This is a genomic window from Bacteroides sp. ET225, assembly GCF_024733745.1.
In the GTDB taxonomy this organism is placed as follows: Bacteria; Bacteroidota; Bacteroidia; order Bacteroidales; family Bacteroidaceae; genus Phocaeicola; species Phocaeicola excrementipullorum.
On record NZ_JANRHN010000006.1, the window covers coordinates 122,004 to 137,312 of the forward strand.

The following is a 15,309-nucleotide window of genomic DNA, read 5'->3' on the forward strand; positions in this document are numbered from 1 at the left end:
CCCGACACACGGAAATACCGAGATATTTCGTACATTTGCAGATACAACGAAAAACCCATGGAACATCAGAAAGAACTCATATTGATCCGGATCAGCGGAATCGACCGGCCGGGACTGACCGCATCCATCACGGAAATCCTGTCGAAATATCAGGTAGACATTATGGATATCGGACAGGCAGACATCCATAGCACACTGTCATTGGGGATTCTTTTCAAATGCGCCGAGAAAGATTCGGGCAATGTAATGAAGGACCTGCTGTTCAAGGCGTCCGACCTGGGCATCGACCTGCGCTTCTATCCGGTTTCACCCGACGAATACGAAACGTGGGTAAACATGCAGGGGAAAAACAGGTACATCCTCACGCTGCTGGGCAGAAAGCTGACTGCCGAACAGATTTCGGGAGCCACCAAGATCCTGGCGGAACATAACCTCAACATCGACGGCATACGCCGCCTCACGGGACGCATTCCGCTCGACGAGAAAAAGGCCAGCGTAAGAGCGTGCATCGAATTCTCTGTCAGAGGAACCCCGAAAGACCGCGAACTGCTGCAGCACCAGCTCATGAAGCTCAGCTCGTCGCTCGCAATGGACTTTTCGTTCCAGCAGGACACCATGTACCGCCGCATGCGCCGGCTGATCTGCTTCGACATGGACTCGACACTGATACAGACGGAAGTGATCGACGAACTCGCCATGCGCGCCGGAGTGGGCGAACAGGTGAAGGCGATTACCGAACGTGCCATGCGCGGAGAAATTGACTTCAGGGAGAGCTTCACGGAAAGAGTGGCGCTGCTGAAGGGGCTTGACGAAAGCGTGATGAAGGAGATCGCCGAAAACCTGCCCATAACGGAAGGCGTGGAAAGACTGATGTACGTATTGAAGCACTACGGATACAAGATAGCCATTCTTTCGGGCGGATTCACTTATTTCGGCAACTACCTGAAAGAAAAGTTCGGAATTGACTACGTATATGCGAACAACCTGGAAATCGCAGACGGAAAACTCACGGGAAGATACCTGGGCGACATTGTGGACGGAAAGCGCAAGGCGGAACTGCTTCAGCTCATCGCGCAGGTGGAACGGGTGGACATCGCGCAAACCATCGCGGTGGGCGACGGAGCGAACGACCTGCCGATGCTGTCGGTGGCCGGACTGGGCATCGCCTTCCACGCGAAGCCGAAGGTGGCGGCGAATGCCAGACAGTCGATCAATACCATCGGACTTGACGGAGTGCTCTATTTCCTGGGATTCAAAGACTCGTACCTTGAAGAACGCGGGAAACTGTAACGAATAATAATGTAAGATATATGAAGTTTTCAGAACTAAACTTAGAAGACAGCGTCCTGGATGCTCTGGACGCAATGAATTTCCGGGAATGTACGCCCATCCAGGAACAGGCGATTCCGGTCATACTCGAAGGACATGACCTGATCGGCGTGGCACAGACCGGAACAGGAAAAACAGCGGCCTATCTGCTTCCGATACTGAACCAGCTGAGCAAGGGAGGCTATCCGGAAGATGCAATCAACTGCATCGTGATGGCTCCTACACGGGAGCTGGCCATGCAGATCGACCAGCAGATAGAAGGCTTTTCCTATTTCATGCCTGTTTCGAGTGTCGCCGTATACGGAGGAAACGACGGAATCCGTTTCGAGCAGGAGAAAAAAGGGCTTACGCTGGGAGCCGACATCGTCATCGCCACCCCGGGACGTCTGATCAGCCACATCAGCCTGGGCTATGTAGACCTTTCAAAGGTGTCGTTCTTTATCCTTGACGAAGCCGACCGTATGCTCGACATGGGATTTTCGGACGACATCATGCAGATCGTAAAGCAGTTGCCGCAGAAAAGGCAGACCGTCATGTTCTCTGCCACAATGCCGGAAAAAATCCGGCAGCTCGCCAAAACAATCCTCAACGATCCGGTTGAAGTCAAGCTGGCTGTATCGAAGCCTGCCGAAAAAATCATCCAGGCAGCCTACGTATGCTATGAAGCCCAAAAGCTGGGCATCATCCAGTCGCTCTTCAAGGAACAGAAACCCGAACGCGTCATCGTGTTCGCGTCATCGAAACTGAAGGTCAAGGAAGTGGCCAAGGCACTGAAACGGCTGAACCTGAACGTGGGCGAAATGCACTCCGACCTGGAACAGAGCCAGCGCGACGAGATCATGCATGAATTCAGAAACGGACGTGTCAACCTGCTGGTGGCAACCGACATCGTGGCGCGGGGAATAGACATCGACGACATCCGCCTGGTTATCAACTACGACGTTCCGCACGACAGCGAAGACTATGTGCACCGCATCGGACGTACGGCCCGGGCGAACAACGACGGATGCGCCATCACCTTTGTCAGCGAAACGGAACAGACGCGCTTCAAGCAGATAGAGGATTTTCTGGGAAAAGCCATCTACAAGATCCCTGTGCCCGAAGAATTGGGAGAAAGTCCGGTCTATGCACCGCGTTCGTCGCGCCCGGGTGGCGAACGGCGCAAGAAGAAGTCATTCTCCCGCAACAAGGGAAACAACAGGTGGAAGAAAAAGAGCGGCAGTCCTTCCGAAACCCGCACCACCAAGGCTTGAGCAACCGTTTTGCCACAGAAGACACCGGGTTTTCCGTACGCCTGCTGTGATACACCGTTCCTTCTGTGGCGAATCATCCGAAAAAAGAAATATTTCCACATAAAATGACGATAAAATAAATATTTTTGTGTATGTTTGCATAATAAGTTTTTAAAGAAACGTACAACAAAACCTTATACATTTAATTATCATGAGCAACCTTAATGAAATTATTTCTTTTTTCCCGGAAGTTAAGGACGTAAAAGAAATCACTCCGCTGACTGCCGGACTGATCAACCAGACTTATAAGGTGGAAACTGCCGACGCGAAGTCATGCGACTACATCCTTCAGTGCATCAACAACCAGGTATTTCAAGACGTGGACCTGCTTCAGCACAACATCGAATGTGTAACCCGACATATCCGCAAGAAACTTGAAGAGGCTCACGAAACAGAAATCAACCGGAAGGTGCTTCGCTTCGTTCCGGCTGCCGACGGAAAGACTTACCATTTTGACGGGGAACATTACTGGCGCGTATCGGAATTCATCCCCGATTCGCTGACGCTTGACGCCGTAACGCCGGAATCGTCGTACCTGGTGGGACTGAAATTCGGAGAGTTTGAGGCCATGCTCTCAGACATCCCCGAAAAGCTGGGCGAAACCATTCCCGATTTCCACAACATGGAGTTCCGCATGAAGCAGCTTCACGAAGCTGTGGAGAAGAATGCGGCGGGACGCATGGAGAAAATGAAGCAGCTCGTCGAGGATATCGAGAAAGACAGCTATGAGATGTGCCAGGCTGAACGCCTCTACCGCGAAGGCAAGCTGCCGAAACGGATCTGCCACTGCGACACAAAGGTCAGCAACATGATGTTCAACAAAGAAGGGAAAGTGCTCTGCGTCATCGATCTCGACACGACAATGCCGAGCTTCATATTCTCCGACTTCGGCGACTTCCTCCGTTCGGCTGCCAACACGGCTCCCGAAGACGAACCGGACTTGAACAAGATTCATTTCAACATGGAAATATTCAAGGCGTTCGCAAAGGGCTACATCGAATCGGCCAAGAGCTTCCTTACTCCGATTGAAATTGAAATGCTGCCATACGCCGTGAAGCTGTTCCCGTACATGCAGGCCGTGCGCTTCCTGACAGACTACATCAACGGGGATACCTATTACCAGATAAAATATCCGGAACACAACTACGTGCGCACACTGGCGCAGTATAAGCTGTATCAGGAGGTCAAGAAAGCTGAGCCGGAAATGAAGGCCTACATCGCTTCGCTTATCTGACATTGCCATCAGCCATCACAACAAAAGGCGCGGAAAAAGACCGGCAACCGCCAGGTGCTTCCGCGCCTTCCAAAAAATCGGCCTCTTTCGTGGGGCAGCAATGCTTCGTTGCCTGAAAAATGTTTTCGCTGGCAAAGAAGCATATCTTGTTTTACTATGAAAGTTTCTTTATTCGTCAAAGTATGTTTTCCGGCAACTGAAAGCTATTAATCCGGTCTTCCTGACCGTTTCATCATCTCGGTGAAGATGCCTTCGGGAAAAACCGTCTGAAGAATCTGTCGGACCCGGCAAGTTTCTTTAAGGAATATGCCCTACTTACTGTATCCATTATTCTGGCATCGAGAATGACATGCGAGGTGATCGCCGCCTGTTAAGATTGAAACCTACGACTAATTATCGCTTCGATAACGATTGCTATGCGGCACCGCTGAAAACGACCAGTGTCTGGATTGAGCGGTGTTTGAATGAAAACGAGCGAAGAGGGAGCGTTTTCTTCCTCTTTTATCTTTTTTACAGCATGATATTTTATACCTTTGTAAACAGAACTAAGAGATAACAGACAATGGACAAACCCATGAACCGAATAAAAGAAGTGCTTGAAGAACGTGGCATCAAGCAGACTTGGCTGGCGGAAAAGCTCGGCAAAAGTTTCTGCATTGTCAACTCATACGTCTGCAACAGACGGCAACCCAGTCTGGAAGTGCTGTTTCAGATAGCGGAGATTCTTCAGGTAGATCCAAAAGAACTAATTACGAATCAAGTATCCAAATAGAGTATGATCAGAGAAAAGCAAATAGAGGAAAACTTTATCAATAAACTGATAGAGTTGAAATATATATATCGTCCGGATATTTGTGACAGAATCACATTGGAACAAAATTTCCGCAAGAAATTCGAGCGGCTCAATCGTGTCAACCTTTCCGACTCTGAATTTAACCGTCTGTTAGAAGAAATAACTGATCCGGACGTTTTTGCTTCATCCAAGCGCCTGCGTGAGGTAAATACGTTTATGCGTGAAGATGGTACTCCGTTGCAATATACGTTGGTCAATATCAAAGACTGGTGCAAAAATGAGTATGAGGTAATCAATCAATTACGAATAAATACCAGAAACAGCTTTCAGCGTTACGACGTAATCTTGCTAATCAATGGATTGCCTGTTGTTCAAGTAGAGCTGAAGACTTTGGACGTAAGTCCACACCGCGCCATGCAGCAGATTGTGGATTACAAAAACGATTCCGGCAACGGGTATACCAACACCCTGCTGTGTTTCATGCAGCTGTTTATTGTCAGCAACTATTCGAACACGTATTATTTTGCCAACAACAATATTCAGCATTTCAAGTTCAATGCCGAAGAGCAATTCTTGCCTGTTTACCAATGGGCAAGAGAAGACAATAAAAAAGTGGCGTGCCTGGATTCTTTTGCAGAACAATTCCTTCCCAAATGTCATTTAGGCGAAATGATCAGCCGCTACATGGTACTGATAACCAGCGAACAGAAGTTGCTGATTATGCGTCCCTATCAGATTTATGCAGTGAAAGCCATTGTCAGGTGCATTGAAGAAAACCGAGGGAATGGTTACATCTGGCATACGACAGGAAGCGGCAAAACATTGACTTCTTTCAAGGCATCTACCCTGCTGAAAGACAACTCGGATATCGAGAAATGCCTGTTTGTGGTAGACCGCAAGGATCTTGACCGCCAAACACGGCAGGAGTTCAACCGTTTTCAGGAGAATTGCGTGGAGGAGAACACCGATACCGGCACATTGGTGCGCCGGATGTTGTCGACCGATTATGCAGATAAGGTGATTGTCACCACGATTCAGAAGCTGGGCATTGCGCTGGACCCCAACAACCGGAAAAACTATAAAGAACAATTGCTGCCATTAAAAGACAGCCGCATTGTCTTTATATTCGACGAGTGTCACCGTTCGCAGTTTGGCGACAATCACAAGGCCATAAAGGAATTTTTCCCGAATGCCCAGCTCTTCGGCTTCACCGGAACGCCTATTTTTGAAAAGAATGCGACCTACACGAAAGTCAATGGAGAAACGGCGTCCTACAAGACGACAAAAGATATTTTTGAAAAGCAGTTGCACGCTTACACCATAACACATGCCATTGAAGATAAAAACGTGCTTCGCTTCCATGTGGATTATTTCAAGCCGGACGACAATAATCCGCGCAGGGCGGATGGCAGCGTCAAGAAACAGGCTATAGTTGAAACGATTCTGTCCAAGCATGATGCAGCTACCAATGAAAGGCGCTTCAATGCCATTCTCGCCACTTCGTCCATCAATGACGCGATCGAATATTACCGGCTGTTCAGGCAGGTGCAGGAACAACGCAAGCTGAAAGACGATTCATTCGAACCGTTAAATGTGGCTTGTGTGTTTTCTCCGCCTGCCGAAGGAAACCCCGACATCAAGCAGATTCAGGAAGAACTGCAACAGGAAAAGATAGACAATGAACAAGAGCCTGAAAGAAAGAAACAGGCTTTAAAGGAAATCATTGCCGATTATAACAGGCAATATGGAACCAATCATGTCATCGAAGAGTTTGATTCCTATTATCAGGATGTGCAGCAACGCATCAAAGACCAGAAATACAGCAACAAAGACTATCCGCATGCAAACAAGATAGACATTACCATTGTGGTTGATATGCTGCTGACAGGATTCGACTCGAAGTTCCTCAACACGCTGTATGTGGACAAACGGCTCGTTTATCATAATCTGATACAAGCTTTTTCGCGTACCAACCGCATTCTGAACGATACGAAGCCCTACGGAAACATCCTGGATTTTCGCGGGCAACAGGATGCTGTGGATGAAGCGATATCCATGTTTTCTGGAAATGAAAAGGATGTGGCCAGACGGATCTGGCTGGTAGAACCTGCATCAAGCATCCAGCAAAAATACAAGGAGGCTGTGGCAGGATTACGCAGCTTCATGCAGTCGTACAATCTGGAATTCAACGCTTCGGAAGTGGCCAACTTAAAGGGAGATGAGGCAAAAATAGGCTTTATCAATCGTTTCAAAGACATACAACGCTACAAGACGCAGCTCGACCAATACGTTGACTTTACAGATGCTACGGATGCGACCGCAGTGTCCGACTTCCGACCCGAGTACGGTTTTACAGACGATGATCTTCTCGCTTTCCGGGGAGCCTATCTGAACCTGGCTTATAGCTTGAAGAAAAAGCGGGAAAAGCCTACGGAACCTGTTTCTCCGGAGATTGAGGATTTGGACTTTGAGTTTGTTCTGTTTGCTTCCGCCATGATTGACTACGACTATATCATGGACCTTATAGCCAAACAGTATGGCGGAACCGGCGTCAAGATAAAACTGACACGCGAACAGCTGGTAAATATTGTTTTATCAAACTCCAATCTGATGGACGAGCGCGACGACATCATCGCCTACATCAACAGTTTGGAAGAGGTCAACGGAAAAACGGAGCAGGAAATCAAAGAAGGCTACACTCGATTTAAAGCGGAAAGATACGCAAAGGAGATAGATTCGATTGCCCGCAAATACGGAATTACCGTTGAGGCATTAAATGATTTCATCAATGGCATCATGGAACGGAAAATTTTCGATGCCGAAAAATTGACCGATTTGCTGGCTCCGCTCAACTTGGGATGGAAAGCACGGGCTAAGGTTGAATCAGCTTTGATGACAGATTTGATTCCGTTGTTAAAACGAAAAGCGGAAGGAGAAGAAATATCTGGACTGTCGGCGTATGAAGAATAAGGATATGGCAAAAGAAAACGAAATAAAAACGGCTGTCCCTGCTTTGAGATTTCCTGAATTTCAAGATACAGAAGGATGGAAAGAATATAAGCTGAAAAATCTCTGTGAAATAGGAAATGGTAAAGACTATAAACATTTAAGCAGTGGAAATATTCCACTTTATGGCTCTGGTGGGTATATGACCTCTGTTGATGATTTTCTATATGATGGAGAAAGCGTTTGTATAGGAAGAAAAGGAACTATCGACAAGCCTATATTCCTCACTGGAAAATTTTGGACTGTGGATACGTTATTCTATACGCATTCTTTCAACAATTGTTTACCTAAATTTTTATACCTAATATTTCAGAAAATCAATTGGTATAAATATAATGAAGCAGGAGGAGTTCCAAGTTTGTCTAAGACTACAATAGGAGAAATTAATGTTTTTGCTCCAGTTGGTAAAAAAGGAGAATTGAAAGAACAGCAAAAAATAGCCGATTGCCTCTCTTCTCTTGATGAATTGATTGAAGCAACTACCCAAAAAGTTGAAACGTTGAAAGAACATAAAAAAGGGTTGATGCAGCGATTATTTCCTGCGGAAGGGAAAAATGTACCTGATTTGAGGTTTCCAGAATTTCAAGGGACATCAGTATGGCAAAGTACTCTTTTGGGGGCAGTTGTAGATTATGAAAATGGTAGAGCCCATGAAAATGAAATTGATGAGGAAGGCAATTTTATTGTCGTGAATTCTAAATTTATTTCTACAGATGGAGAGGTCGTTAAGCGAACAAATACTCCATACTGCTTAGCTGATAAAGAGGATATTTTAATGGTTTTAAGTGACGTTCCAAATGGTCGTGCCATTGCAAAATGTTTTTTTGTCGACCAATCAGGAAAATATACTGTAAACCAACGAATATGTAGATTGCGATCTAAGAACATAAATAGTAAGTTATTGTTCTATCTGATCAATCGAAATCCCTATTTTCTATCATTTGATGATGGAGTTAAACAAACTAACCTAAAAAAAAGCGAAGTACTTGAATGTCCTTTGATGATACCTTCTTCACCAATAAAGCAACAAAAAATAGCCGATCTTCTTTCGTCAATAGATGATTTGATAATAGCAACAGGGCAAAGAATTAAATCATTAAAAGAACATAAGAAAGGATTGATGCAACAATTATTCCCCAAAATCTAATTTGTAAGAATATGGATTTATCGCAGATTGCCGAACAAATAAAGGATGCTTCAGAAAATATCTTTCTGATTTATGCATTCAATTCAACAGGAAAAACACGTCTTTCCGTTGAATATAAAGAAACTGCAAAGAATACAGACGGCCGCCAGACAGGTGTTTATTATAACGCCTTTAGCGAAGACTTATTTGTTTGGGACAATGAACATACAAAGTTAAACATCGTTTCCAGCAGTTTGAACCAATACCATAGCCAGCTGAATGAATTGGATGTCATGGATAAATTGAAGCCTTACAATCCTAAATATGATTTTAGATTTCAATCCCATGAAAATCTGGAGCAGGGATTTGCCTCAATTTCTTTCTTTATGAAAGAAGATGAAGAGCAACATCCGGTTAAAATTTCCAGAGGTGAAGAACGTATATTTATATGGTGCTTCTTTCTGGCCTTGCTTGAGGTGGACAGCTGGACGGGAGAGCAAAGCGATTACTTCTTTATTGACGATCCTGTCTCCAGTATGGACGATCATAATATCTTCATCACAGCATTCACTTTGATGAACTTGATAGAAAATCATTATGAAAGGAAGAAAATAATCATCACAACTCATCATATAGGACTAGCTACCATTCTTAGCGATTGGCTGTCCAAAGGTGAAAAAGCTGGTAAGTTTAAAGCGATCCGACGGGGTGAGAAAAATAAATATAAGATCTCGATTCTTGAAAAGATTGGAGACCAATATGAATTATCCAATCCAAGAAACAGCGTTTTACTCTATCACTTAAGAGTTCTACAAATATTGGATACAGCCATTCAGGAAGATTCGTTGGAAGTATATCACCTTGCTTTATTAAGACAAGTGCTGGAGAATATAGCTTCATTCTTGGGAGTCGGACAATTTCAGTATGTCCTTCAACAAATTGGATTTACGGAAGAATCCGGAAGAATGGCCGATATAATCAACGCATTGACACATCAGAAAGTTTACTATCCGCAAGTCGGTGTGATGGTTCCAGACAACAAACAGATTCTCATAGATGTATATAATGCACTGATGGGAAAATATCATTTCGTTTTGCATAATTAAATATTAGTATATATGACAGCAATAGAACAGCATAAATTAGGAAAAGTACTTTGGGCGATAGCGGATGCATTGCGCGGCTCCATGATGGCCGATGATTTTCGCGACTATATGCTCTCGTTTATCTTCTTACGCTATCTTTCGGAGCAATATGAAGAAGCTGTAAAGAAAGAGTTAGGCTCTGATTATCCAGAAACTCCTCAAGACGTTATGGATAAATTAAAAGTCAATACTCCTTTACAAATTTGGTATGAAGAGAACCCTGATGATATAGCTGAGTTCGAACGGCAAATGCGCCGTAAGGCCCATTATGTGATACTGCCCAAATACTTGTGGGGAAATATTGTAGAATTGGCCCGTACACAAGACAAGGAATTGCTCGACACGTTGGAAAAAGGATTTAAGTATATCGAGGAACAATCGTTCGACAGTTCGTTCCGTGGATTGTTTTCGGAAATCAATCTGCATTCCGACAAACTGGGCAAGACATACGAGGAAAGAAACACCATGCTCTGTAAGGTCGTTACGGAAATAGCCAAGGGCATTTCAGAGTTCTCTACCTCAACAGATTCATTGGGTGACGCTTATGAGTATCTGATTGGTGAGTTTGCGGCCAACTCAGGACAGAAAGCCGGAGAGTTCTATACGCCTCAAATGATTTCTTCCATATTGTCCAAAATCGTATCATTGGACAGCCAAGACCCGACAACGGGAAAGAAGACCAAGATTGACCGCGTACTTGATTTCGCGTGCGGCTCAGGCTCCTTGCTGTTGAATGTGCGCCATGAAATGGGAAGGCATGGAATCGGCAAGATTTACGGACAGGAAAAGAACATTACAACCTACAACCTGGCACGGATGAATATGTTGCTGCACGGAGTAAAAGACACTGAATTTGAGATACATCATGGAGATTCTTTGCTGAATGATTGGGATATTTTGAACGAAATGAATCCTGCCAAAAAGATGCAGTTTGACGCAATCGTTGCCAATCCTCCTTTCAGTTACCGCTGGGAGCCGACAGAAGAAATGGGGAAAGACTTCCGTTTCAAGAACTACGGCCTTGCGCCCAAATCAGCGGCAGATTTTGCCTTCCTCCTTCATGGCTTCCACTTCTTGCATGAGAACGGGACAATGGCTATCATCCTGCCTCATGGCGTCTTGTTCAGAGGCGGCAAGGAAGAACTGATCCGCGAAAAGCTTTTGAATGATGGCAACATTGACGCCGTCATCGGCTTGCCGTCCAATTTGTTTTATTCAACAGGTATCCCCGTCTGTATATTAGTGCTGAAGAAATGCAAGAAGAGCGATGATGTACTGTTCATTAACGCTAGTGAATACTTCGAGAAAGGAAAAAGGCAGAACGCATTGCGTGATACGGATGTAAAAAGAATTGTAGAAACGTACCAGTACAGAAAAGATGTCGAACGATACTCACGTTGTGTATCCATGTGCGAAATCAAGGATAATGGCTACAATCTGAATATCTCCCGTTATGTAAGTACTGCCAAAGAAGAAGTTCCGATTGATTTGGAAGAAGTGCATAAGCAGCTTGTTGATATAGACAAGAAAATAGAAGATGCCCGGAACAAACACAATGCTTTTTTAAAAGAATTGGGATTGGATTTCGTCTAAAGCTACATGAAACTGATTAAATATGAATTAATATCAAATCCGTTTCAACCTCTGTTTCAGAAATGCGCTGGTCAGAACCAATTACAACAACTACTCGAAAGGGATATCGGCTACAACCGAATTCTTAGAATTGTTTTTCAGAAACTGACTGTTTGGAGATAAAAACGAATTGCATAACCGGGCATTGCATATCGCAGTTCTCCAAAGTGACAACACGGATAATTCAAAGAGCCAAAATGGCACTTTGAATGGCACTTTGGATGAAATTGCCTTAAGGACCATCCCAACGCTACACAGGCTGAGATGGCAGCTCATATTGGAAAATCTCCCCGAACAGTCAAACGCATGACTCCCTCTTTGATAGGGCGTGGATTGCTTGAACGGGAAAACGGAAAAAGAAATGGCAAATGGATTGTCAAAGATATAAATTTGAATCTCTAAAGAGTTCAAATTTTACTCAGGTTTATTTTGCGAATTGTTTTCAAGAGCACATGCCGGAAAACTGGCGTTTTAGTTCTTCAAAAAACAACCGGGCAGGTTCTGCTTTGGCAAAATTGTTGTACATTTGCTCCTGCTCATTAACATACTGTCAATAATACTGAAAGCACCATGAACACGAAACTATTTTCCACAGGACTGCTGGCTCTTGCACTGGCCGCGGCTTCATGCACACCGGATCCGAAGAAACAGACGGCAGACGGAACGACTCCCTTTCTTCCGCCGCTGATGGGATGGAGCTCGTGGAACACGTACCGCGTGAACATCAACGAAGAACTTATCAAGAAACAGGCAGACGCCCTTGTATCTACCGGACTGAAAGAAGCGGGCTATACTTACATCAACATTGACGACGGATTTTTCGGACATCGCGATGAAACGGGGAAGATGCATGCCCACCCGCAACGCTTTCCCAACGGAATGCGGACCGTGTCGGACTACATCCACTCGCTGGGACTACGCGCGGGAATTTACTCGGACGCAGGCAACAACACATGCGGATCCATCTACGACAATGATGCCAACGGCATAGGAGCCGGACTGTACGGACACGAGCAGCAGGACATGGAACTTTATCTGAAAGAGTGGAACTACGACTTCATAAAGATAGACTATTGCGGCGCCCAGGAACTGGGACTGGATGAGGAAAAACGCTACGAAACCATCTGCGATGCCATCCGGAATACCGGAAGAAAGGACGTGTCCATCAACATCTGCCGGTGGGCTTTCCCGGGAACATGGGCAAGAAGGCTGGCACGCTCATGGCGCATCAGTCCGGACATTTCTCCCGACTGGCGTTCTGTCAGAAACATCATCGCAAAAAACCTCTACCTTTCGGCTTATGCCGGAAACGGACACTACAACGACATGGATATGCTTGAAATAGGCCGCGGACTGTCGCCTGCGGAAGAAGAAACACACTTCGGGATGTGGTGCATCATGAGTTCTCCGCTGCTTGTCGGCTGCGACCTCACCGCCATCCCCGAAGCTTCGCTGGCATTGCTGAAGAATCCGGAACTGATAGCCCTCAACCAAGATTCCCTGGGACTTCAGGCGTACGTGGCATGGCGTGAAGGCGAGGCCTATGTGCTGACCAAAGACATCAGGCAGAAGCGCGGCAAAGTGCGTGCCGTTGCCTTCTACAATGCCTCCGACAGCGCAAAGACGTTCAATGTTCCGCTGCATGCATTAGAGCTGGGAGGGCGGACCAGCGTGCGCGATGTCGTGAAGCGGACAGATTTGGGCACATTCGAGCATGTGTTTGCCTGCACAGTGCCTGCCCACGGAACGCTGGTTTGCCGCATGGAGGCCGAACGCCGCCTGGAACCGGAACGTTACGAGGCCGAACGGGCCTTTCTGCCCTGCTTCGACGATTTGGGCAAACAGCCGAAACCCGTACTGTATCTCGCTTCCCCGCAATGCTCCGGCGGGATGAAAGTATTCCGGCTGGGAGGACGGGAAGAAAACTTTGCCGAATGGCCGGAGGTATACAGCGAAAAGGGAGGACAGTATGAAATGACAGTCAGCTACTGCTCGCCCTCTCCCCGCAAGCTGGAAGTATGGGTGAACGGCACGCTCCATGAACTTTCCAATCTCAGCTCGGGCAGTTCAGACAGCGTAGCGTCGGCAACGCTTCCGGTCACGCTCGTCCCGGGATACAATGTCGTCCGGATGGGAAACCGCTACGGATGGGCGCCGGACATCGATTGCTTCACGCTGAAGCAGGCCGTGCCGGAATAAAAATCAGCTTTCATTTGTCATTGGCAATCCGGATCTATGTGAAAAGAAACGGGAATGAGTGACAGGCACGCCCAAACAGCGTTTTTTAGAGAAAGCCCGCTGGAACTGTGCGAAAAAATCACTATCTTTGCAACCGCAATCATGAAATGACATCACTTGTTATAAGCAGGGACGCCTCGCATAGAATGACGCATGTCATTTTCACACAGCAACAAAAGACTTTCTCTATGCACATCAAACCAATTCTAGTAATGGGGATAGCGGCCGCTTTGCTGGCTCTTTCTCCAGCGAAAGCGTATACGCAGGGGGATTCTCTCTACCTAAGTGTAGACCAGCTCTTTGAAAAAGGAATGGAGCAGAACTTGCAGCTCGCCGCCGACAGACTGAGAGAAAAAATGGCGGAAGAACGCAGAAAAACGGCACGGACCGGAAGGCTGCCCGACATAGAAATCGGACTGAACGGGGGATTCGTGGGACAGCCCGTCATCTTCGAGCGAGGACTCTCCGATCCCACCTATCCCGACTCGCCCGACTGGTCGCAGAACTATGCGGTGAACCTCACGCAGCCTCTGTACCATGGGGGAAGAATAAAGTATGCCATACGCCAGGCCGACATCGAAAGGGAGATAGCCGCCCTGCAGACTGCCACAGACCGGGCTGACATCAAACTGTCGCTGCTGAGGCAGTATCTCAACCTGTTCAGCCTGTACAAGCAGCACAGGGTGCTTTCACGCAACATCAACGAGTCGGAACGGAGGCTCAAGGACATCCGGCAGATGAAGGAAGAGGGACTGATCACCAACAACGATGTGCTGCGGAGCGAAATGCAGCTCACAAACGACCGGCTTTCTCTGCTGGAAACGGAAAACAACATCCGGCTCGCATCCCAGCAGCTCGACATCCTTTTGGGCCTTGAAGAAGACTTGCTGCTTTGCCCCGACACCGCACTGCTGGGCAAGGCTTACACGCTGGAAAGCTATGCTGACTATATCGGACAGGCTTACGCCAACGACCCGGCCATGCTGCTGAGAAAGAAACAGACCGACCTTGCACGCAACAACATCGATGCGACACGCGCGGCACAGATGCCACAACTGTCACTCTATGCGGCAAACACGCTGGCGCGTCCGGTATCGCGCACGCTGGCCGACATGTACAACAACGCATGGAACGTAGGACTTTCGTTTTCATATCCCCTGTCGGCCCTCTACCGGAACAGGCACAGGGTGAACGAAGCCCGGCGGCAGGCCGAACTGTACCGCAATGCCGAAGAACAGCAGAAGCAGCAGATACGCGTAACCGTGCGCAACGCCTACCTGAAACACAGCGAAGCGCTGGCACGGGTTGACGCCCTCAAGCTGTCGGTGAAGCAGGCGGAAGAGAACTACCGCATCATGCGCAACCGATACCTGAACCAGCTTGCCATACTTACCGACCTGCTCGATGCGGACAACCTCCGCCTGAACGCCGAACTGCAACTCACCACGGCACGCACGCAAGTAGTCTACACGTATTACGAACTTCTGCGCGCTGCCGGAAAATTAAAATAGCCA

Annotated in this window: 11 protein-coding genes; all 11 read left to right on the top strand. The window is 46.9% G+C overall.

Features of this window, described 5'->3' with window-relative positions; translation table 11 throughout:
* The first annotated feature begins 57 nt into the window (after positions 1-57).
* On the top strand, positions 58-1,290 hold the full coding sequence (gene serB / locus NW212_RS04690; RefSeq protein WP_258337481.1) for a phosphoserine phosphatase SerB: 1,233 nt from the start codon (positions 58-60) through the stop codon (positions 1,288-1,290).
* Between the two features lie 20 nt (positions 1,291-1,310).
* A complete protein-coding gene (locus NW212_RS04695; protein ID WP_258337482.1) occupies positions 1,311-2,582 on the top strand; it encodes a DEAD/DEAH box helicase in 1,272 nt (423 codons plus the stop codon).
* A gap of 190 nt (positions 2,583-2,772) precedes the next feature.
* Positions 2,773-3,855 (top strand): phosphotransferase enzyme family protein, encoded by a 1,083-nt coding sequence (locus NW212_RS04700; protein WP_258337483.1) that lies wholly within the window; start codon positions 2,773-2,775, stop codon positions 3,853-3,855.
* Positions 3,856-4,417: 562 nt separating this feature from the next.
* The gene (locus tag NW212_RS04705) at positions 4,418-4,627 is read left to right on the top strand and encodes a helix-turn-helix domain-containing protein (protein WP_258337484.1); all 210 of its coding nucleotides are present in this window, start codon (positions 4,418-4,420) and stop codon (positions 4,625-4,627) included.
* A gap of 3 nt (positions 4,628-4,630) precedes the next feature.
* Positions 4,631-7,618 (top strand): type I restriction endonuclease subunit R, encoded by a 2,988-nt coding sequence (locus NW212_RS04710; protein WP_258337485.1) that lies wholly within the window; start codon positions 4,631-4,633, stop codon positions 7,616-7,618.
* Between the two features lie 4 nt (positions 7,619-7,622).
* Positions 7,623-8,801: a restriction endonuclease subunit S gene (locus tag NW212_RS04715; RefSeq protein ID WP_258337486.1), complete on the top strand. Its 1,179-nt coding sequence runs from the start codon at positions 7,623-7,625 to the stop codon at positions 8,799-8,801.
* Between the two features lie 11 nt (positions 8,802-8,812).
* On the top strand, positions 8,813-9,886 hold the full coding sequence (locus NW212_RS04720; RefSeq protein WP_258337487.1) for an AAA family ATPase: 1,074 nt from the start codon (positions 8,813-8,815) through the stop codon (positions 9,884-9,886).
* 12 nt (positions 9,887-9,898) lie between these two features.
* Complete coding sequence (locus tag NW212_RS04725) at positions 9,899-11,518, top strand: type I restriction-modification system subunit M (protein WP_258337488.1); 1,620 nt, start codon at positions 9,899-9,901, stop codon at positions 11,516-11,518.
* A 303-nt stretch (positions 11,519-11,821) separates the two neighbouring features.
* Positions 11,822-11,959 carry a hypothetical protein gene (locus NW212_RS04730; protein ID WP_258337489.1) on the top strand — a complete coding sequence of 46 codons (138 nt, stop codon included), beginning with the start codon at positions 11,822-11,824 and terminating at the stop codon, positions 11,957-11,959.
* Positions 11,960-12,127: 168 nt separating this feature from the next.
* On the top strand, positions 12,128-13,756 hold the full coding sequence (locus NW212_RS04735) for an alpha-galactosidase (protein WP_258337490.1): 1,629 nt from the start codon (positions 12,128-12,130) through the stop codon (positions 13,754-13,756).
* A gap of 227 nt (positions 13,757-13,983) precedes the next feature.
* Positions 13,984-15,306 (top strand): TolC family protein, encoded by a 1,323-nt coding sequence (locus tag NW212_RS04740; protein WP_375337947.1) that lies wholly within the window; start codon positions 13,984-13,986, stop codon positions 15,304-15,306.
* The last annotated feature ends 3 nt before the right edge of the window (positions 15,307-15,309 follow it).